General features: G+C 69.6%; 21 protein-coding genes. 11 read left to right on the top strand and 10 right to left on the bottom strand.

Annotation, left to right across the window (positions count from 1 at the left end; translation table 11 throughout):
* Positions 1-3 precede the first annotated feature (3 nt).
* Complete coding sequence (gene ubiH / locus M8009_RS14080; RefSeq protein ID WP_250062269.1) at positions 4-1,215, top strand: 2-octaprenyl-6-methoxyphenyl hydroxylase; 1,212 nt, start codon at positions 4-6, stop codon at positions 1,213-1,215.
* A gap of 135 nt (positions 1,216-1,350) precedes the next feature.
* Entirely contained in the window at positions 1,351-2,622 is a 1,272-nt protein-coding gene (locus M8009_RS14075; protein ID WP_250062267.1) for a UbiH/UbiF/VisC/COQ6 family ubiquinone biosynthesis hydroxylase, read from the top strand.
* On the opposite strand, the gene M8009_RS14070 is transcribed toward M8009_RS14075, so the two are convergent.
* From M8009_RS14070 to gpmI, 3 genes are all read right to left on the bottom strand, one after another.
* Entirely contained in the window at positions 2,600-3,904 is a 1,305-nt protein-coding gene (locus tag M8009_RS14070) for a S41 family peptidase (RefSeq protein ID WP_250062265.1), read from the bottom strand. The genes M8009_RS14075 and M8009_RS14070 overlap by 23 nt on opposite strands.
* 73 nt (positions 3,905-3,977) lie before the next feature.
* Complete coding sequence (locus M8009_RS14065) at positions 3,978-5,135, bottom strand: murein hydrolase activator EnvC family protein (protein ID WP_250062263.1); 1,158 nt, start codon at positions 5,133-5,135, stop codon at positions 3,978-3,980.
* 21 nt (positions 5,136-5,156) lie between these two features.
* Complete coding sequence (gpmI, locus tag M8009_RS14060) at positions 5,157-6,731, bottom strand: 2,3-bisphosphoglycerate-independent phosphoglycerate mutase (RefSeq protein WP_250062261.1); 1,575 nt, start codon at positions 6,729-6,731, stop codon at positions 5,157-5,159.
* 219 nt (positions 6,732-6,950) lie between these two features.
* On the opposite strand from gpmI, the gene M8009_RS14055 reads away from it, so the two are divergent.
* From M8009_RS14055 to ruvX, 8 genes are all read left to right on the top strand, one after another.
* Positions 6,951-7,373, top strand: a complete 423-nt coding sequence (locus tag M8009_RS14055; protein WP_250062259.1) for a rhodanese-like domain-containing protein — start codon at positions 6,951-6,953, stop codon at positions 7,371-7,373.
* Between the two features lie 31 nt (positions 7,374-7,404).
* Positions 7,405-7,929, top strand: coding sequence for a protein-export chaperone SecB (gene secB / locus M8009_RS14050; protein ID WP_106231121.1), 525 nt, complete (start codon positions 7,405-7,407; stop codon positions 7,927-7,929).
* Between the two features lie 13 nt (positions 7,930-7,942).
* Positions 7,943-8,689, top strand: a complete 747-nt coding sequence (locus tag M8009_RS14045) for a 16S rRNA (uracil(1498)-N(3))-methyltransferase (protein ID WP_250062257.1) — start codon at positions 7,943-7,945, stop codon at positions 8,687-8,689.
* Between the two features lie 51 nt (positions 8,690-8,740).
* Positions 8,741-9,460: a CvfB family protein gene (locus M8009_RS14040; protein WP_250062255.1), complete on the top strand. Its 720-nt coding sequence runs from the start codon at positions 8,741-8,743 to the stop codon at positions 9,458-9,460.
* Positions 9,461-9,549: 89 nt separating this feature from the next.
* Entirely contained in the window at positions 9,550-10,515 is a 966-nt protein-coding gene (gene gshB / locus M8009_RS14035; protein ID WP_250062253.1) for a glutathione synthase, read from the top strand.
* 19 nt (positions 10,516-10,534) lie between these two features.
* Entirely contained in the window at positions 10,535-11,458 is a 924-nt protein-coding gene (locus M8009_RS14030) for an energy transducer TonB (protein WP_250062243.1), read from the top strand.
* Between the two features lie 17 nt (positions 11,459-11,475).
* Positions 11,476-12,048: a YqgE/AlgH family protein gene (locus tag M8009_RS14025; protein ID WP_250062241.1), complete on the top strand. Its 573-nt coding sequence runs from the start codon at positions 11,476-11,478 to the stop codon at positions 12,046-12,048.
* Positions 12,049-12,100: 52 nt separating this feature from the next.
* The gene (gene ruvX / locus M8009_RS14020; RefSeq protein ID WP_250062239.1) at positions 12,101-12,544 is read left to right on the top strand and encodes a Holliday junction resolvase RuvX; all 444 of its coding nucleotides are present in this window, start codon (positions 12,101-12,103) and stop codon (positions 12,542-12,544) included.
* On the opposite strand, the gene M8009_RS14015 is transcribed toward ruvX, so the two are convergent.
* The 5 genes from M8009_RS14015 to hmgA all read right to left on the bottom strand — a co-directional run bounded on the left by M8009_RS14015 (position 12,545) and on the right by hmgA (position 17,498).
* Positions 12,545-13,192 (bottom strand): hypothetical protein, encoded by a 648-nt coding sequence (locus M8009_RS14015; RefSeq protein WP_250062237.1) that lies wholly within the window; start codon positions 13,190-13,192, stop codon positions 12,545-12,547.
* A 93-nt stretch (positions 13,193-13,285) separates the two neighbouring features.
* Positions 13,286-14,314 carry an aspartate carbamoyltransferase gene (gene pyrB / locus M8009_RS14010; RefSeq protein WP_250062235.1) on the bottom strand — a complete coding sequence of 343 codons (1,029 nt, stop codon included), beginning with the start codon at positions 14,312-14,314 and terminating at the stop codon, positions 13,286-13,288.
* A 131-nt stretch (positions 14,315-14,445) separates the two neighbouring features.
* Positions 14,446-15,090 carry a maleylacetoacetate isomerase gene (gene maiA / locus M8009_RS14005; RefSeq protein ID WP_250062234.1) on the bottom strand — a complete coding sequence of 215 codons (645 nt, stop codon included), beginning with the start codon at positions 15,088-15,090 and terminating at the stop codon, positions 14,446-14,448.
* Between the two features lie 18 nt (positions 15,091-15,108).
* On the bottom strand, positions 15,109-16,128 hold the full coding sequence (locus tag M8009_RS14000) for a fumarylacetoacetate hydrolase family protein (RefSeq protein ID WP_250062232.1): 1,020 nt from the start codon (positions 16,126-16,128) through the stop codon (positions 15,109-15,111).
* 62 nt (positions 16,129-16,190) lie between these two features.
* Positions 16,191-17,498, bottom strand: a complete 1,308-nt coding sequence (hmgA, locus tag M8009_RS13995) for a homogentisate 1,2-dioxygenase (RefSeq protein WP_250062230.1) — start codon at positions 17,496-17,498, stop codon at positions 16,191-16,193.
* 124 nt (positions 17,499-17,622) lie between these two features.
* Between hmgA and M8009_RS13990 the strand changes: the two genes are divergently transcribed.
* Positions 17,623-18,105 (top strand): MarR family winged helix-turn-helix transcriptional regulator, encoded by a 483-nt coding sequence (locus M8009_RS13990; RefSeq protein ID WP_250062228.1) that lies wholly within the window; start codon positions 17,623-17,625, stop codon positions 18,103-18,105.
* An 82-nt stretch (positions 18,106-18,187) separates the two neighbouring features.
* Here the strand turns inward: M8009_RS13990 and bhcR are convergent, their stop codons facing one another.
* Together bhcR and M8009_RS13980 are read right to left on the bottom strand one after the other, a co-directional pair.
* Entirely contained in the window at positions 18,188-19,012 is an 825-nt protein-coding gene (gene bhcR / locus M8009_RS13985; RefSeq protein ID WP_250062226.1) for an HTH-type transcriptional regulator BhcR, read from the bottom strand.
* Positions 19,013-19,116: 104 nt separating this feature from the next.
* On the bottom strand, positions 19,117-19,902 hold the full coding sequence (locus M8009_RS13980; RefSeq protein WP_250062224.1) for an enoyl-CoA hydratase: 786 nt from the start codon (positions 19,900-19,902) through the stop codon (positions 19,117-19,119).
* Between the last annotated feature and the right edge of the window lie 7 nt (positions 19,903-19,909).

The raw sequence follows: 19,909 nt of genomic DNA, 5'->3' as shown, positions 1-19,909 counted from the left end.
GCCATGACGGCGATGCGGGAAGAGAAGGTGGATATCGCCATCATCGGCGGCGGCCTGGTGGGGGCCAGCCTCGGCTGCGCCCTGGCCGCGCTGGTCGAGCGGAGGGGGCTCAGGGTGGCGGTGATCGAGGCGGCACCGCTGGCGCCGCAGCAGGCCGAGCCCTGGCAGCCCAGCTTCGATGCCCGGGCGAGTGCCATCGCCGGTGGCTCCGCCCGGCACTTCGCGAGCCTGGGCGTCTGGGAGCGCATGGCCGAGATGGCCGCTCCGATCCGCACCATCCACGTCAGCGAGCGGGGCCGGCTGGGCGTGACGCGGCTGCGCGCCGCGGAGCTGGACGTCGAGGCGCTGGGCCACGTGATCCCCAATGCCTGGATGGGGCGAGTGCTGCATGGCCGGCTGAGCGAGCTGCCGCTGGCCTGGCACTGTCCGGCCAGGGTCGAGGCGATTCACCCCGCCGCCGAGGGGCACCGGCTGCAGCTGTCGGATGGCAGTTCGCTGGAGGCCGAGCTGACGGTGCTCGCCGATGGCGGTCGCTCGGGGCTCAAGGAGCGGCTGGGGATCGAGAGCCGCGAGCGGCCCTATGACCAGGTGGCGCTGATCGCCAGCGTCGAGGTCAGCCGCCCCCACGGGGGCGTCGCCTACGAGCGATTCACGCCGGCGGGACCCATCGCCCTGCTGCCGCTTCGGGGCCAGGCCATGGAGCTGGTCTGGACCCACGCGCGCGGCGAGGAGGAACGCCGCCTGGCCCTCTCCGACGGGGACTTCCTGGCCGAGCTGCAGCAGGCCTTCGGCGACCGGGCCGGACACTTCCGGCGGGTGGGTCGTCGCCATGCCTACCCGCTGTCGCTGATCACCGCCCGCGAGACCGCTCGTCCGGGGCTCGCGGTGCTGGGCAATGCGGCCCATGCCCTGCACCCGGTGGCCGGCCAGGGCTTCAACCTGGCGCTGCGCGGGGTCATGGACCTGGTGGCGGCCATCGAGGCCGGCAGCCAGCGCGACCAGCGCCCGGGGAGCCCGGCGGTGTTGCAGGACTTCGAGGCGCGCCGGGACGCCGACCGTGGCAATGTCATCCGCTTCAGCGACGGCCTGATCCGCCTGTTCGGGCTCGACCTTCCCCTGCTCTCCCATGCCCGCGGCGCCGGCCTGGTGGGGCTGAACCTGATGGGGCCGCTGCGTCGCGACCTGGCCCGCCGGGCCATGGGGTTGGAAAGATAGCGGTTGGAAAGATAGCGGCCGGAACACTGGGCGCCGGAACGTCAAGGCCTGGAAAGACACAGGAGCGCGAAGATTGGGCATCGACACGCTGAACAGAGAGCATGGCCATCGGGGCCATCACGAGGAGCAGAGGTCATGAGCGCAGAACAGGGACGCGCGCCGGCGCCGTTAGAGGTGATCATCGTCGGCGGCGGCATGGTGGGCACGGCCCTGGCCTGCCTGCTGGGCCGGGCCGGGCTGGAGGTGGCGCTGCTGGATGCCCGCGAGGCACCGCTCGACCACGACGCCGTGGGCGAGGGACCGCCCTCGATGCGCGTCAGCGCCCTGACCCCGGTATCGCGGCAGCTGCTGGAGGGGCTGGGGGCCTGGGCGTGGATGGCCTCGCGCCGGGTGAGCCCCTACCGCTTCATGCAGGTCTGGGATGGCGAGGGCAGCGGCGAGGTGAACTTCTCCGCGGAGCAGGCCGGGGTACCGGTGCTCGGGCATATCGTCGAGAACGACGTCACCCTGGCGGCGCTGGAGGCGTGCCTGGCCGAGCTGCCGGGCGTCCAGCTGTACTTCGGCGCCCGGGTAGCCGGGCTCGAGGAAGGCGACGCCGGGCGAACGGTGCGGCTGGAGGATGGCGGCCGGCTGACGGCCCCCCTGGTGGTGGCCGCCGACGGGGCCCGGTCACCGCTGCGCGAGATGGCCGGCATCGGCGTCCGCTCCCGCGATACCGGCCAGGTGGCCGTGGTCACCACGGTGCGTACCCGCCTCGCCCATGGCGGCGTGGCGCGCCAGGTCTTCCTCCCCACGGGACCGCTGGCCTTCCTGCCGCTGCATATCGAAGGCGATGACCGCCACTGCTCCATCGTCTGGTCCACCACCCCGGAGGAGGCCGAGCGCCTGGTGGCGCTGCCCGGGGAGGCGCTGGGCGTGGAGCTGGCGGCCGCCATCGACCACCGGCTGGGCGAGGTGACGGTGACGGACCGTGCGCTGGCGGTGCCGCTCACCCAGCGCCATGCCGAGCGCTACGTGCTGCCGGGCTTCGCCCTGGTGGGCGACGCGGCGCACAGCATCCACCCCCTGGCGGGCCAGGGGGTCAACCTGGGGCTGATGGATGCGGCGGTGCTCGCCGAGGAGCTGGTCACGGGCCGGCGGCGGGGGCTCTCCCCGGGGGATGCGGCGCTGCTGGGCCGCTACGCCCGACGGCGGCGCGGCGACAATGCCGCCATGCTGGCGCTGATGGACGGCTTCCGGCTGCTGTTCGGGGCGCGCCACCCGGCGCTGACTCTGGCGCGCAACCTGGGGCTCTCGGGCGTCGACCGGCTCGGACCGCTCAAGCGGCTGCTGATGCAGCAGGCGACGGGACATCGCGGTCGCCTGCCTCGCGTCTGCCGACCGCTCAGCCGCCGCGACGCTGGCTGAGCACGTTGAGGGCCTTGAGCAGGTTGAGGGCCTCGCCGAGCTGGTAGTCCTCGCGCAGGCGTTCGCTCATCTCGCTGCGGATGCGCTGTTCGTCACGGGAGCCCAGGTGGCCCTCCAGGTCCGCTTCGCGCACGTCCAGGCCGCTGCCCTCGGCGACTTCCAGGCGGCCGCGGATCACCTCCACGTCGGGCTCGATGCCCTGGGCCTGGATCGAGCGGCCGTCGGGGGTGAAGTAGAGCGCCGTGGTCAGCTTGAGCCCCTCGCCGTTGCCCAGCGGCATGATCTGCTGCACCGAGCCCTTGCCGAAGCTCTCGGTACCCATCACCACGCCGCGGCGCTGGTCCTGCAGGGCGCCGGCGACGATCTCCGCCGCCGAGGCGCTGCCACCGTTGATCAGCACCACCAGCGGCACCTCGGCGGCCGCCGTCTCGCGACCGGCCGAGAAGCGCATCTCGCTGTCCGGCAGGCGCCCCTCGGTGTAGACGATCAGTCCCTCGTCGAGGAAGGCATCGGCCACGTCCACCGCGGCCTGCAGCACCCCGCCGGGATTGTTGCGCAGGTCGAGTACCAGGCCCTTGAGCGGCGCGTCGCGCTCCAGGCGGCGGATGGCGCTGCCGACCTGCTCGCCGGTGCGGGTCTGGAACTGGCTGACCCGCAGGTAGCCATAGCCCGCCTCCAGCAGCTCGCTCTTGACGCTCTCGGTGCGGATGACCTCGCGGGTCAGGGTGACCTCCTGGGGGGCGTTCTCGCCCTGGCGCAGGATGGTCAGGCGGATCTCGGTCCCGGGGTCGCCGCGCATCAGGTTGACCGCCTCCTGCAGCGAGAGCCGGTCGGTGGGCGTGTCATCGATGCGCAGGATCTTGTCCCGGGACTGCAAGCCGGCCCGGGAGGCCGGGGTGTCGTCGATGGGCGTGATCACCGTCAGCTGGCCATCCTCCATGCCCACCTCGATGCCCACGCCGCCGAACTCTCCCTCGGTGGACTCGCGCAGGCTCTCGAACTCCTCGCTGTCCAGGTAGGCCGAGTGAGGGTCGAGCTCGCTGAGCATGCCGCGCATGGCATTGCGCAGCAGATCGGCATCCTCGACCTCCTCCACGTAGGCGCGCTTGATGCGTTCGAACACCTCGGCGAAGGCCTGGATCTCGGCGACCGGCAGGTCATCCTCCGGGCTCTGGCCCTGGGCGGCGACAGGCAGGGGAGCGAGTGCCAGCAGGGCGGCCGGCAGCAGTGCCGACACCAGGCGGCGCGTCACGGTGGGCAGAGCGGCGGGACGTAGGGGCATGCAGGTTCTCGCGGTTCCGGAGGTGGCCGCCCAGCATAGCCCGTGGCCGGGCGTCTATGGAATAGCCGGGGTCTCAGGGCTGGCGGGCGATCCAGCGCCGCGGGTCGATGGGGTCGCCGCCGCGGCGTACCTCGAAGTAGAGCCCCGGCCGTTGTTGACCGCCGCTGTCCCCCACCGCGCCCAGGGTGTCGCCGCGGGAAACCGCGGTCCCCACCGGCACCTCGAAGTGCTGCAGGTGGGCATGCAGGGTCATCACCCGGTCGCCGTGATCGACGATCAGCAGGTTGCCGAAGCCGCGCATCCAGTCGGCGAATACCACCCGGCCCGCGTGCACGGCCCTGACCGGGGTGCCCGCGGCGGCCTGGATCAGCAGGCCGTTGCGATGCACGCCAGCCCCCTCGTGGAAGGTGGAGGCGATGCGGCCCTGTACCGGCCACGGCAGCTCGCCGCGGGTCTGCTCGATGGCGGTGGAGGGCGGTGGCCGCTCCAGGCGAGCCAGCCGCTCCTGCACTTCGCGCAGGGTGCGCTCGGCATGGGCCCGGTCCTGGGCGAGGCTAGCCAGACGGGCCTGTTCGCTGGCGAAGCGCTCGTCTAGCTCGGCCACCAGGGTGGTACGTTCTGCCATCTGCTCGGCCAGGGTGGCGCTGCGTGCGGCAAGCTCCTCGGCCACGGCCTCGAGGCGCTCGTCGCGCGCAGCCAGGGCCCGGCGAGTGTCGGCCAGCTCGGCATCGAGCCTCGCCAGTTCGTCGAGACGTTCGTTGCGCGCCCGGGCCAGGCGGTTGAGGTAGGTCTGCAGGCGGTCGAGCCGCGCCGGGTCGTCCTGGTTGAGCAGCAGCTTGAGCTGGGGGGTGCGGCCGAGGCGGTAGAGGGCGTCGAGCTGGGCCGAGAGGGCCTCGACCTGCTCGGCGCGCTCGGCGGCGAGCTGCTCGCGGCGCGCCTCGAGGCTGATGATCTCGTCATCGAGGGTGCGCCGCTCGGCCTGCAGGGTGTCGAGACGGCGGTGGGTCTCGGCCAGGGCGGTCTCCACCTCGCGCAGCGCTTCGCTGGCTTCGTCCCGGGCCTCCCGGGTGGTGGAGAGCTGCTCGGAAACCTCCCGGAGCTCCTCACCGAGGGCATCGAGGCGGGCCTGTGCCTCGCGCTCGGAGGGCTGTGCGGCCAGCGGGGAAGCCAGGCCCAGCACCAGCGCCAGTCCCGACAGCCATGCGCCGAGCGTCGCGCCGACTCTCGCCATGCCCTGGCCTCCCTGCCCGGCTCAGTCGCGCTCGATCAGCACCCGGCCGGTCATCTCCTCGGGAATCGGCTGGTCCATCATCGTCAGCAGGGTCGGGGCGATGTCGCACAGGCTGCCGTCGTCCAGCAGTCGCGCCGGGCGCTCGCCGACATAGATCAGCGGTACCTCGAAGGTGGTGTGGGCGGTCTGCGGCGCCCCGGTCTCGGGGTGGACCATCTGTTCGGCGTTGCCATGGTCGGCGGTGACCAGGCAGGCGCCGCCGGCGCGCTGGATCGCCTCGACCACGCGGCCGACGCAGGCGTCCACCGCTTCGATGGCCTTGACGGCGGCTTCGAAGTCGCCGGTGTGGCCGACCATGTCGCCGTTGGCGTAGTTGCAGACGATCAGGTCGAACCGTCCGGCGTCGATCGCCTCCACCAGCCGGTCGGTGACCTCCTCGGCACTCATCTCGGGCTTCTCGTCGTAGGTCTTCACCTCCTGGGGGGAAGGCACCAGCACCCGGGTCTCGCCCCGGTACTCCTCCTCGCGGCCGCCGGAGAAGAAGAAGGTGACGTGGGCATACTTCTCGGTCTCGGCGATGCGCAGCTGGGTGAGGCCGCGCTGCTCCATCACCTCGCCCAGGGTGTTGACCAGCTCCGCCGGCGGGAAGGCCGCCGGCGTCGGGATGTCGGCGGCATACTGGGTCAGCATCACCAGGCCGTCGGCGGCGAGCCTCGGGCGCGCCCGGCGCTCGAAGCCGCTGAAGCCCTCCTCGACGAAGGCACGGGTCAGCTCCCGGGCGCGGTCGGCACGGAAGTTCATGAAGATGGCGGCATCGCCATCGGCCATGGCCACCGGTGCGCCGCTCGGGCGGATGCTGGTGGCAGTGACGAACTCGTCGGTCTCGTCGCGCTCGTAGGCCCGGCGCAGCCCCTCCTCGGCGCCGATCGCCTCGAACTCGCCCTCGCCTTCGGTGATCAGGCGGTAGGCCTTCTCGACGCGATCCCAGCGGTTGTCGCGGTCCATGGCGTAGTAACGACCGATGATCGAGGCCACGAAGCCATTCTCGGGGCCTACCAGCTCGGCGAGGCGCGCGTTGGTGCGCTCCAGCGAGGCCATGGCGCTCTTGGGCGGCATGTCGCGGCCGTCGAGGAAGGCGTGGACGTAGATTCGTTGCGCGCCGCGGCGGGCGGCCAGCTCGGCCATCGCCAGGAAGTGCTCCTCGTGGCTGTGCACGCCGCCCGGCGAGAGCAGGCCCAGCAGATGTACCGCCCTGCCGTCCGCCACGGCGGTATCAACCGGCGCGGTGAGGGCTTCGATGGTGTCCAGGTCGCCGTCCTCGACGGCCTTGGTGATGCGCGTGAAGTCCTGGTAGACGATGCGCCCGGCCCCCAGGTTCATGTGGCCGACCTCGGAGTTGCCCATCTGGCCATCCGGCAGGCCCACGTGGCGGCCGTCAGTATGGATCAGGGTATGCGGCTGCTCCTGCCACAGGCGATCCATCACCGGGGTGCGGGCGGCGAGCACGGCGTTGTCACTGGCGTCCTCGTTGTAGCCGTAGCCGTCGAGGATGATCAGCGCCACCGGACGCGGGGTAGGGGTGCGGGGTTCGGTCATGGGGAGGGCCTCTTTGTCCTTGTCAGCCCCGGGAGGCGCGGGGCCGGTCACCGGGGTCGCGACTTGTATCTGCTTGCGGCATCATATCGCAGGGCACCGCCGGACGTCATTTGACCGGCCCCGCGGGCCGCGTCATGACCTGGCTTCATGTATACTGGGTGCCGCCGCGACTGGCCGGCCCCGTTCACCGTGCACCCGAGAAAAGAGTTAGCCGAACCCATGATCGATCAGCTGTTCGAATTCGTGCAGAATCACCCGCTGCTGGTGGGGGCCTTCCTGCTGGTATTGACCGCCTGGATCGCCTACGAGGTCCGCAACAGCAGCAGCGGAGGCGTGACCTCCGGCGAGGCGACCCAGCTGGTCAATCGCGAGGACGCCGTGGTGCTGGACCTGCGCGAGGCCGGCGAATTCAAGGCGGGCCACATCGCCGGGGCGCGCAACATCCCCCAGAGCAAGCTCGACGATCGCATGCGCGAACTCGAGAAGTTCAAGGGCAAGCCGATCATCGTCGCCTGCAAGCATGGCCAGAGCGCCGGCGTCGCCCAGGCCAAGCTGACCAAGGCAGGCTTCGAGCGGGTGCTCAAGCTCAAGGGCGGCATGGCCCAGTGGCAGGCCGATGGCCTGCCGGTCGTCAAGAAGTAAATTTCGTTCATCGAATCAAAGGACCTTTCCCATGGCGGAAGAGAACAACCAGAACGCCGGCGCCAACGGCCAGGCGGCCGGCCAGCAGGACAAGCCCCAGCTGCAGTTCGCCCTGCAGCGCATCTACGTCAAGGACATCTCCTTCGAGGCCCCCAACTCGCCGACGGTCTTCCAGCAGCCGTTCAAGCCCAAGGTCGGCCTGGACCTGAACACCACCAGCCGCCAGGTCGGGGAAGGCCTCTACGAGGTGGTCGTCAAGGTCACCGCCCAGGTCACCCACAGCGAGGAAGGCACCACCTCCTTCCTGGCCGAGATCGAGCAGGCCGGCCTGTTCCGTATCAGCGGCATCGAGGGGCAGCAGCTCGACCACACCCTGGGCGCCTTCTGCCCCAACATGCTCTTCCCCTATGCCCGCGAGTGCATCGACAACCTGGTCAACCGGGGCGGCTTCCCGCCGCTGATGCTGGCGCCGGTCAACTTCGAGGCGATCTACGCCCAGAAGAAGAAGCGCGAGGCCGAACAGGCCCAGCAGTCGGGCGAGCAGGCGACCCAGTAAGGGTGAGCGGCCAATGCCAGTGAGCGCCCTGCGAGTGAAGGCCCCGCGCATCCACGTTGCCGCCGACCTTGCCGTCGGCGGCAACGTCGTTCTGCCCGAGGGGCCGGCTCGCCATGTGGCCCGGGTGCTGCGCCTGGCCGAGGGCGCGTCGCTGCGGCTCTTCGACGGCGCCGGCCTGGAGGCCAGGGCGGTGATCACCGAGGCCTCTCGCAAGCGGGTAGTAGCGCGTATCGAGGCCGTGGCCCCCGGTAGCGGCGAGTCGCCGCTCGCGGTGCACCTGGGACAGGCGATCTCCAAGGGCGACCGCATGGACTACGCCATCCAGAAGGCGGTCGAGCTCGGCGTGGCGGCGATCACCCCGCTCTACACCGAGCACGGCGACGTGCGCCTCAGGGGCGAGCGCGAGGCGAAGAAGCTCGCCCACTGGCAGGCTGTGGCGGCCAGCGCCTGCGAGCAGTGCGGTCGCGCGACCCTGCCGCCCGTGTATCCCCCCGCGGGCCTGGTCGACTGGCTGGCGGGTCGCCACGAGGCGCTTCGCCTGGTGCTGCATCCCGGCACCGCCGGGGCCCTGGCACAGCGGGAGGCGCCTGCCACCGCCGCTCTGCTGATCGGGCCGGAGGGTGGGCTCTCCGAGGCCGAGGTCGAGGCGGCCCTGGCCGGCGACTTCGTCCCCCTCTCCCTCGGTCCGCGTATCCTGCGCACCGAGACCGCGCCGGTGGTGGCGCTGTCGCTTTTGCAATCCCGCTTCGGGGATCTGTGAGCGCCGACGCATCCCCGACGCCTTGCGCCTCTCCCCTCACCGGAGCTCCCCATGCCCGATTCCCGAGACCGTCACCCACGGACATCCCCCTCGCCTCGCCCGGCCGGCACCCGCAACTATCGTGCCCCCAGGGCGGCAGTCGGCGACGTGGCCTACCTGGAGGTGGTGACCGTCAATGATACCGGCGCCTTCCTCGACTGGGGCCACCCCCGTGACCTGCTGCTGCCCTACGGCGAGCAGCGCTTCCGTCCCAGCGTGGGCAAGCGGGTGCTGGTGATGATCTACGAGGACCAGCAGGGCCGGCCGGTGGCCTCCCAGAAGCTCGAACGCTTCATCGCCGACGAGGCCGTGGGCCTGCAAGCGGGCGACGAGGTGTCGCTGGTGATCGCCGAGGCGACCGACCTGGGGGTCAAGGCGGTGGTGAACCACCGCTTCTGGGGCCTGCTCTTCCGCGACGACGCGAACCGGCCGCTGCGTCGCGGCCAGCGCCTCACCGGCTACGTCAAGCGCCTGCGTGACGACGGCCGCCTGGACCTCTCGCTGCTTCCGCCGGGGGAAGCGCGGCTGGACGTGGTCGGCGAGCGTGTGCTCAAGGCCCTGCGCGAGAGCGGTGGCTACCTGCGACTGAGCGACAAGAGCGACCCGGCGGAGATCAAGGCGCGGCTGGGGGTGAGCAAGAACGCCTTCAAGCAGGCCATCGGCCGCCTCTACAAGCGCCAGTTGATCACCCTGGAGCCCGGCGGGATCCGTCTGGTGCCGGGCGGGGAGTAGCCTTGTTGTTACTGGCCTGGCAACTTGGTGCGCTCGCCGGCCCTGCGGCATACTGACCGCATTCACTCTCCGACCGGAAACCCGACGCCATGAGCGAACGCGCGCTGAAGATCGGCGTGGTGATGGACCCCATCGCCGATCTCACCTACAAGAAGGACACCAGCCTGGCCATGCTGTGGGCCGCCAGGGACCGCGGCTGGCCGCTGTACTACCTCGAGCAGGAGGACCTCTTCCTGCGCGAGGGGCGCGCCTTCGGCCGGATGCGCGCGCTGGAAGTGCATCGCGACCCAGGCCACTGGTTCGACCTGGGCGAGCCCGAGGTGGCGCCCCTGGCCGAGCTCGACGTGATCCTGATGCGCAAGGACCCGCCGGTCGATGGCTACTTCCTCAACGCCGTCTACCTGCTGGGCTTCGCCGAGCGCGAGGGGGTGCTGGTGGTAAACCCCACCCAGGCACTGCTGGAGTGCAACGAGAAGCTCTTCGCCCAGCAGTTTCCCCACTGCTGTACACCGACCCTGGTCTCCTGCAACGAGGCCGTGCTGCGCGACTTCCACGCCGAGCACGGCGACGTGATCTTCAAGCCGCTGGACGGCATGGGCGGCACCGGAATCTTCCACGTGCGCCCCGAGGGCCGCAACCTGGGCGCCATCATCGAGATGCTGAGCGAGCGTGGCAGGCGCCAGATCATGGCCCAGCGCTACATCCCAGAGATAAGCGAGGGCGATACTCGCATCCTGCTGGTGGACGGCGAGCCGATCCCCTTCGGCCTGGCGCGGGTGCCCATGGCCGGCGAGACCCGCGGCAACCTGGCCGCCGGCGGCACGGGCGTCAGTCGCGAGCTCACCGCCCGCGACCACTGGCTGATCGAGCAGGTCCAGCCGACGATCCGCGAGAAGGGCTTGATGTTCGTCGGCCTCGACGTGATCGGCGACTACATCACCGAGATAAATGTCACGAGCCCTACCTGCGTGCGCGAGATCGACGACCAGCGCGGTACCGATATCGCCGGTACCCTGATGGACGCCATCCAGCGGCGTCTCGTCGAGCGGCGCTGATCCGGGAGGCCTGCGGCCCATGAGCAGCCCCCTCAGCGACCCCATCCAGTATGCCCCGGTGACCCGGCCGTACCGGCACTGGCTGGCCTGGTCGCTGGCGCTGCTGCTGCACCTGGTGGTCATCGGGGTGGTGGCCAGCCGCCAGTTCGCGCCGGCGCCCGTCGAGCGCTCCAGCATCGACGTGGTGCTGGTGAGCCGGCCGTCGCCGGAGGCCGTGGAGGCCGCGGCCATCGCCGAGGCCGACCAGCGTGCGGCGGGTACCCCCCAGGAGCAGGCCCCGGCGGAGGCCCGGGCCGCGCCCATGGACGAGCTCCCCGAGCTGCAGGCGGCCGAGCCCGAGGTGGACCCGGCCACCCCGGCCGAGCCCGAGAGTGCCGCCCGCCCCGAGCCCGAGCGCGCCAGCGAGGCGCCCGAGCCCCCGGCGGCCGAGCGCCCCCGCGAGGCCCAGGCAACCCCCGAGCCTCGCGACAGTGCCCCCCAGTCGGCCGAGACCTCGGCACCGCCCACCGCCTCGGCTCCCTCCGCCTCGGGGCGCGACCTGCTCGCCCAGGCTACCTCCAGCATCCGCGAGCAGGGCCTCTCGTCGGAGTTCGCCGGCGAGCAGCCGGGCGAGGGGCGCCAGGCCGCCCAGCAGGCCGCCGAGGCGCGCTACATCGACGACTGGACCCGCCGGGTCGAGGATTACGGCAACCGGGTGCACCCGGCGCCGCGTCACCTGGAGGGGCAGCTGCGCATCCGGGTGGTGATCGGCCGCGACGGTCAGGTTCGCCGGGCAGAGGTGGTACAATCCTCGGGACATGCCGAACTCGACCAGGCGGCCCTGGACACGGTGCACGGTGCCGCGCCCTATCGCCCCTTCGACCGGGGCATGGGCAACCTGGACAGCCTGTCCATCACTCGGGTCTGGCGGTTCGGCCAAGGCAATCATTACGGCGTGCAATAGGTCCGCCGGGGAGTCTCATGCAATCCGTGCAACACTTCGGCTTGAAAAACCACTTCCTGCTGGCGATGCCGCACCTGGAAGACCCCAATTTCGCCGGCAGCCTCAGCTACCTCTGCGACCATGACGAGAACGGCACCATGGGCGTGATCGTCAACCGGCCCCTTGAGCTGACCCTGGACGCCCTCTTCGAGCAGCTCGAGCTGGGCGGCGACGAGAGTCCCCATCGCCAGGCGCCGGTCTACTATGGCGGCCCGACCCACAAGGATCGCGGCTTCATCCTGCATCGCGGGTCCAGCGACGCCTGGGATTCCAGCATCCAGGTCGCCGATGAGATCGCCCTGACCACCTCGATGGACATCCTCCAGGCGCTGGCGGATGGCAAGGGGCCCGAGCAGTTCCTGGTCTGCCTGGGCTGTGCCGGCTGGGAGTCGGGCCAGCTGGAGGCCGAGCTCAAGGAGAACGCCTGGCTCACGGTGGAGGGACGTGCCGACATCCTCTTCACGGTGCCGCCCGAGCAGCGCCTGGGCGCCGCCGCGGGGATCCTGGGCATCGACCTGAACCTGATGACCCGCGAGGCGGGCCACTCTTGATCAAGGGTCGGCGCGTGATGAGGGGACGGCTCGCGATGACGGAGCCGGCGTGATGGCCGACGCCGGTTCGCGACTGATCCTGGTCTTCGACTTTGGCACCCGGCGCATCGGCGTGGCGGTGGGCAACGAGCTGCTCGCCAGCGCCCGGGAGCTCGAGCCGCTGCCGGCCCGGGACGGCATCCCCGACTGGGCGCAGGTGGCGCGGCTGGTGGACGAGTGGCGCCCCGACCTCTTCGTGGTGGGGCTGCCGCTCAACATGGACGGCAGCGAGTCGGTCATGAGCACCCGGGCACGCAAGTTCGGCAAGCGCCTCTACGGCCGCTACGGCATCCCCTGCGAGATGGTCGACGAGCGCGGCTCCACCCGCGAGGCCAAGTCGATCGCCCGTGAAGCCGGCCACCGCGGCAACTATCGCGACCAGGGGGTCGACGGCATCGCCGCGGTGCTGATCCTGGAGGGCTTTTTCGCCCGGCGCGAGGGCCTGCCGCCGCGCTGATCAGGCCGGGCTGGTGCCGCCGTCGCGGTACTTCCGGGCGAAGTCGCCCACCGAGATGCAGGTGAACTTCTCGATGAAGAACGCCAGGGTCGCCGGGCAGCGGAAGCGCTCCTCGAAGGCCTCCACCTCTCCTTCCCGTTCCCGCTCGACGCTCGCCAGGTAGGCGTCACCGGCCTTGCGTACCCTGACGGTCGCCTGGCTGTCCTCGGCCCGCTTCTCGACCAGCAGCTCGCGCTGCCCCTCGAGCAGCTCCCCCAGCACCTTGCCCCCCTCGCGCTCCTCGGGCGAGGCCCAGAGGGGCTGGTCACGGTCGCCGTAGCGATACAGGAAGATCATCGGCAGCACCGAGAAGATGGCGGTCGTGAGGGTCCAGGTCATCGCCGCGCCGGAGAGATGCGCCGTGAACACCGCGACCAGCTGCACGACGATGCCCAGCGCCAGCAGCCCCGCCAGGGGGCGCCACATCCGCGGATTCATGAATCCCCTCTCCAGGAAGTAGCCCCACAGCCCGATCACCACCACTGCCCCCACGCCCAACTGGATCATGGCGGTAAGCGACCCCCCGCCACTCAGCAGGGCGATGACGCCGATCAGGATCAGCAGGGTGTAGAAGCCACACAGCAGCAGGTACGCACGCTTCAGATTCATCGGTGTTGCGCCTCCAGGCCTGGTCGCCATGCGCGGCGACGCGGATTGTCGTTCCCCACCAGCATAGGTGAACTGGCGCGACCTGCAGGCCGTTCAGAAGGAGGCGTCGTCAACGCCCAGGCGGTCGGGAACGAACCAGGGCACGTCGCGCAGGTCCTTGTCGATGAGTTCCTCGACCCCGAGCAGGGTGGCGAAGATCGCCATGCGTACCGGGATGCCGTTGTCGGTCTGGCGGAAGATCGCCAGGCGCGGGTCGCCGTTGAGGTCCACGTCCAGGTCGTTGGCCTCGGGGCGGCTGTCGCGGGGCAGCGGGTGCATGACAATGGTGGAGGCGTTGCAGCGGCTGTCCAGGAAGGCGCGATCCACGGTGAAGTCCCGGGAGAGGTTGAAGCCCTCGCTCATCTCGGCGGTGAAGCGCTCCTTCTGGATGCGGGTGGTGTAGACCACGTCCACGTCGGAGAAGTCGCCGGCCAGGCTCTCGCGGACCTCCACGCTGAGCCCCTGGCGGCTGACCCGCTCTATCAGGTGGTTCGGCATCTCGAGGCCGGGCGGCGCCACCAGGGTGATGCGCATCGGGGCGTAGCGCGACAGCAGCTTGATCAGGGAGTGCACGGTGCGGCCGTACTTCAGGTCGCCGGTCATCAGCACGTGGGCGTCCCTGAGCGCCTTGCCCTGGAGGGCGAACTCCTTGTCGATGGTGTAGAAGTCCAGCAGCGCCTGGCTGGGATGCTCGCCGGGGCCGTCACCGGCGTTGATCACCGGCACATTCGTCGCGGCGGCGAACTCCGCCACCGAGCCCTGGTCCGGGTGGCGCATGACGATGGCGTCGCAGTAGCCGCTCATCACCCGGCTGGTATCGTAGAGCGACTCGCCCTTGGCCATGGAGGAGAAGGTGAAGCCGGTGGTGTCGCAGACGCTGCCGCCGAGCCGCGAGAAGGCGGCATGGAAGCTGACCCGGGTGCGGGTGCTGGCCTCGAAGAAGAGGTTGCCGAGCACGGCCCCTTCCAGCACCCGGGTGATCTTGCGCCGCTGGGCGATGGGCTCCATTCGTGCGGCGACGCGCATCAGGTGGTCGATGTCGTCGCGGGACAGGGAGTCGATGGAGAGCAGGTGGGAACTCATCACAGGCCTCGGCTGGTGGCTGGGGGACGGGCGCTAGTGTAACCCTCCGGGGGGAGGGCTTCACGGTCGAAACAGTGCACGTCCGACTCTCGCGCGCCGGGTCATGCTCGGCATCATATCCCGGTATATTCTCAGCGGGCGTCGGGTTGCGCCTCCGGCGCGGCCTGGGAGAAGGCCGGCAGTGCACGACAGTTGGCGGCGATGCGTCGTATCGTCGGGTAGTGCGACAGGTCACACGCGAAGCGCTCGGCGTTATAGACCTGAGGGATAAGACAGATATCCGCCAGGCTCGGCGTGTCGCCGTGGCAGAAGTCACCGCTGCCGGCTTCCCGGGAGAGCTGGGTTTCCAGGGCGGCGAAGCCTTCGGCGATCCAGTGGCGGTACCAGCTGAGCTTGGCCTCGTCGTCGAGGCCGAGCTCGCCCACCAGGTACTTGAGCACTCGCAGATTGTTGAGCGGGTGAATCTCGCAGGCCACCAGCTGGGCGAGCGAGCGCACCCGGGCACGCCCCTCGGCATCCGCCGGCAGCAGGGGCGGCTCGGGATGGCGTTCGTCGAGGTATTCGCAGATCGCCAGCGATTGGTTGAGCACCAGGCCATGGTCTGTCACCAGGCTAGGCACCAGTCCCTGGGGATTGCGGGCGAGATTCGCATCTAGGCGCTGTTCGCCCTTGACCAGGTTGACCGGGGCCTGCTCGTAGTCCAGGCCCTTGAGGTTCAGGGCGATGCGAACCCGGTACGCGGCCGACGAACGGTAGTAACCGTAGAGCGTGGTCATCGTTGCGTCTCCGCTGACTTACTTGGGCTCGTATTTCACGACCTGCTGGTCGATGGTGCCGAAGATGCTCTTGCCCTCACGGTCGAACATCTCGATACGGACCCGGTCGCCGAAGCGCATAAACGGCGTCTTGCTGTCGCCGTGCAAGATCTTCTCCACCATGCGTACCTCGGCCAGGCAGCTGTAGCCCACTCCACCCTCGCTGATCGGCTTACCGGGGCCGCCGTCAGGATCCGGGTTGGAGACGGTGCCGGACCCGACGATGGCACCGGCGCCCAGATAGCGGGTGCGGGCGGCGTGGGCGATGAGCTGCGGGAAGCCGAAGATCATGTCGGGACCGGCCTCGGGCTCACCGAACTTCTCGCCGTTGAGGTGCACGGTCAGCGGCAGGTGTACCTTGCCCTCCTGCCAGGCGTCACCCAACTCGTCCGGTGTCACCGCGATGGGCGAGAAGCTTGATGCCGGCTTGGCCTGGAAGAAGCCGAAGCCCTTGGCGAGTTCGCCGGGGATCAGGCCGCGCAGGCTGACGTCGTTGACCAGCATCACCAGCTTGATGTGCTTGGCCGCCTGTTCGGGCGTGACCGCCATGGGCACATCGTCGGTGACCACGGCGATCTCGCCCTCGAAGTCGATGCCGTGCTCCTCGCTGATCGCCTCGATATCCTCGGTGGGGGCGAGGAACTTGTCGCCGCCGCCCTGGTACATCAGCGGGTCGGTCCAGAAGGTCTCGGGCATCTCGGCATTACGCGCCTGGCGTACCAGCTTGACGTGGTTCAGGTAGGCGGAGCCATCGGCCCAGTGGTAGGTGCGCGGCAGGGGAGAGTGCAGGGCGCTCTGGTCGAGGTCGAAGGCACCCTCGGCCTTGTCGTCGTTGAGCTCGGCGTAGCGTGCCTCGAGCTTCGGGCTTACGGCGTCCCAGGCCTCGATGGCCTGCTGGAGAGTCGGGGCGATGTCGGCCGCACTTACCGCGCGGGAGAGGTCGCGAGAGACGAGGATCAGTTCGCCGTCACGGCCTTTCTTCAGCGTTGCCAGTTTCATTCGAATTCGGTCCTTTTCATCAGGGGTGGGGCTGCCTGAGCCCCGCGCATTATGGGTGTGGGTCAGGTCTTGTCCGGGGTGAAGTTGGAGCGCAGGGTCGACCAGACATCCACGTAGTCGCGCTGGCGGAAGTCCGTGGCCAGCGCCGCCTCGGTGGGGTGGTAGACGTAACGGCTCTCGAACATGAAGGCCAGGGTATCACCAAGATATTGCGGCTTGAGCTCGGCGTTGGAGGCCTTGTCGAAGGTCTCGGCATCGGGGCCGTGGGGCGACATGCAGTTGTGCAGGCTGGCGCCGCCGGGCAGGAAGCCCTCGGCCTTGGCATCGTACTCGCCATGGACCAGCCCCATGAACTCGCTCATCAGGTTGCGGTGGAACCAGGGCGGACGAAAGGTGTTCTCGGCCACCATCCAGCGCGGCGGGAAGACCACGAAGTCCAGGTTGGCCATCCCCGGCGTGTCGGAAGCCGAGGTCAGCACGGTGAAGATCGACGGGTCGGGGTGATCGAAGCTGACCGTGTTGATGGTGTTGAAGTTGGCCAGGTCGTACTTGTAGGGCGCGTAGTTGCCGTGCCAGGCCACCACGTCCAGCGGTGAGTGGTTCAGGCGCGTCTCCCAGAAGCGACCGGAGAACTTGGCCACCAGGGAGAAGTCGCCTTCCACATCCTCGTAGGTGGCTAGGGGGCTCTGGAAATCGCGCGGGTTGGCCAGGCCGTTGGCGCCGATGGGACCCAGGCCGGGCAGCTCCATCGGGCTGCCGTAGTTCTCGCAGATATAGCCGCGGGCGGCATCGACGCCGGCGGCGCGACACACCTGAAACTTCACGCCGCGGGGGATCACGGCGATCTCGCCGTTGTCTATCTCGATCTCGCCAAACTCGGTGCGCAGCCGCAGTGCGCCGAGCTGGGGTACGAACAGCATCTCGCCATCGGCGCTGTAGAAGAAGCGCTCGGTCATGTCCTGGTTGAGCGTGTAGACATGCACCCCGACACCGGTCTGGGCGCCGGCATCGCCGTTGACGGCGATGGTCAGCAGGCCATCAATGAAATCGGTGGGCTCATTGGGCAGCGGTGCCGGATCCCAGCGCATCTGGTTGGGGTCGGCGGCGGGCTTGTCAAGCGGCGAGGTATGGACCTGGCGGTTCTCCAGCGGCTGGTAGGCGCTCTGCACCACGGACGGGCGGATGCGATAGAGCCAGCTGCGCAGGTTCTGGTGGCGTGGTGCCGTGAAGGCCGAGCCGGTCAGCTGTTCGGCATAGAGCCCGTAGGCACACTTCTGCGGGGAGTTCTGACCCTCGGGGAGTGCACCGGGCAGGGCCTCGGTGGCGAAGTGGTTGCGAAAGCCGTTCTGGTAGAGGAGGGGGGCGGTCATTGTCATTGTGCTCCGAGATGCAGTTTCACATGAAACCAATTCCTCGATGCTAGACCGGGATGGTTTCATATGCAACTATCTGCCTGTGCATCAAGGTAGTTCCCCAGACCAGGAGGAAGGTGGGATGTCGTCAGGCGAGGAGCATCCACGAGTAGCGCAGCAGGGACCCGGACGACTGGACCTCAACCAGTTCCTGCCCTATCGGCTCAACCGGCTGGCCGACCGCATCAGCGACGAGCTGGAACGCATGTACGCACAGCGCTACGACCTCAACGTGGCCCAGTGGCGGGTGCTGGCCTGGCTCAGCCACTGCGATGACCTGACCGCCAAGAAGGTCTGCACCTACACCAATATGGACAAGGCGCGGGTCTCCCGGGCGGTGCAGGCGCTGGTCGATCGTGGCCTGGTGACCCGGACGCCCTCCGCAAGGGACCAGCGGGTGCATGACCTGCACCTGACCCCCGAGGGGGCAGCGCTGCTCTCGCGCCTGATTCCGGAGGCCCAGGACTGGGAGGCGGAGCTCGTGGCGACCCTGAGTGCGGGTGAGTACCGTGACCTGCTCAATGCCATGGGCAAGCTCGAGCGGCAGCTGGAGCGGATCGGCTAGGCCGGCCCTCGACGCCAACCTCCACACGACAGCGCCCGGCCATGGCCGGGCTCTGTCGTGTGGGTCAGGTGCAGGGCAGCGGTCAGGCCGCCGGGACCTTGCCCCCCAGCCGCGCAGTGATCTCGGTGGCGGTGTCGCGCACCAGCGCGCCTAGCTCGGCCAGCCGCTGCTCAGGGATGCGCGCCTTGGGGCCGGAGACCGAGATGGCGGCCAGCGGAGTGCCATGCTCGTCGTGGATGCAGGCGGCCACGCACTGCAGGCCGATGGCGTGCTCCTCCCGGTCGCAGGCGAAGCCCTGACGGCGGATCTCGGCCAGCCCCTCGCGCAGCGATGCGGGGGTGTGCAGGGTGTTCTCGGTGACGCGCGCCAGGCCCCGCGCGTCGAGGATGCGCTGGAGCTCGTCGTCCGGCAGCCAGGCCATCAGCGCCTTGCCGACGCCCGAGGCGTGCAGCGGCGCCCGGGAGCCGAGCCGGGTGATCATGCGCATCATCTGCGGCGACTCGCTCTGGGCCAGGAAGACCGCCGTGCCGTCGTCACGCACGCCGAGGTTGGCCGTCTCGCCGGTCTGGGCGGTGAGGCGGCGCAGGAAGGGGCGACTGGTACCGACGAAGTCGCGGGCCTCGAGGAAGCTGTTGCCGATGCGGAAGGTCTTGACGTCGATCTTCCACACACCCAGTTCGCTGTCCTGGGCGACGAAGCCCTGGCTCTGCAGGGCCTGCAGCAGCCGGTGGGTGGTGGAGGGGGCGAGGTCCGCCTGCTCGGCCACCTCGGAGAGGGCCAGGCCGCCGGGGCTGGCCGCCAGGCGCTCGAGCAGGTTAAGTCCGCGGACCAGCGACTGGCTGTGGCCGCTGGTACTCTTGCCCGACCCCGCGGGTCGTCCCGCCGTTCTGCGCTTGCCTTCGGTCACCCGGATCGTCCTCCTGCCGCATTCTCTCGAGGCCACAGGATACCGTCTCGGGCGGGCGTTGTCGCGGTTGCGGAAATGGCTTCCATCCAGCGTTGTGCATGACCTCAGCGGTGTCGCCACTCGGGTGGGCGCTTCTCGATGAAGGCGTCGATCCCTTCGCCGGCATCCTCGGCCGTCATGTTTCGTGCCATCACCTCACCGGCGAAGGCGTAGGCCTCGTCCAGCGGCATGCGCAGCTGGCGCTGGAACATCGCCTTGCCGGTGCGCACCGCCACCGCGCTCTTGGCGCAGATGCTTGAGGTGAGCGCACCCAGCGTCTCGTCGAGGGCCTCGTCGTCGGCGACCCGGTTGACCAGCCCCCAGTCGCGGGCGGTGTCGGCGTCGATAAACTCGCCGGTGAAGAGCATCTCCATGGCCCGCTTGCGGGCCACGTTGCGCGACAGCGCCACCGCCGGCGTGGAGCAGAACAGCCCGGCGTTGATGCCCGAGACGGCGAAGCGCGCCGAGCGCGCCGCCACGGCCAGGTCACAGCTGGCCACCAGCTGGCAGCCCGCCGCCGTGGCGATGCCCTGCACCCGGGCGATCACCGGCACCGGCAGCTCGACGATGGCCTGCATCACGGCCCCGCAGCGCGCGAAGAGTTGCTGGTAGTAGGCCTCGTCGGGGGTGGCACGCATCTGCTTTAAGTCGTGACCGGCACAGAAGGCGCGGCCCTCGGCGGCGATCACCACGCAACGCACGTGCATGTCATCGGTCACGCGGTCGAGCTCGCCACCCAGGGCCTCGAGCATCTCCTCGGAGAGGGCGTTGAACTGCTTCGGCCGGTTCAGCGTCAGGGTGGTCACGCCGTCGAGATCGTGGCGGCGGACCAGGGGGCTGTCATCCTGCATCGTGGGA

The sequence above is a fragment of the Halomonas gemina genome, from assembly GCF_023554995.1.
GTDB lineage: Bacteria > Pseudomonadota > Gammaproteobacteria > Pseudomonadales > Halomonadaceae > Halomonas > Halomonas gemina.
This window is presented reverse-complemented; position numbering and strand designations above follow the sequence as displayed.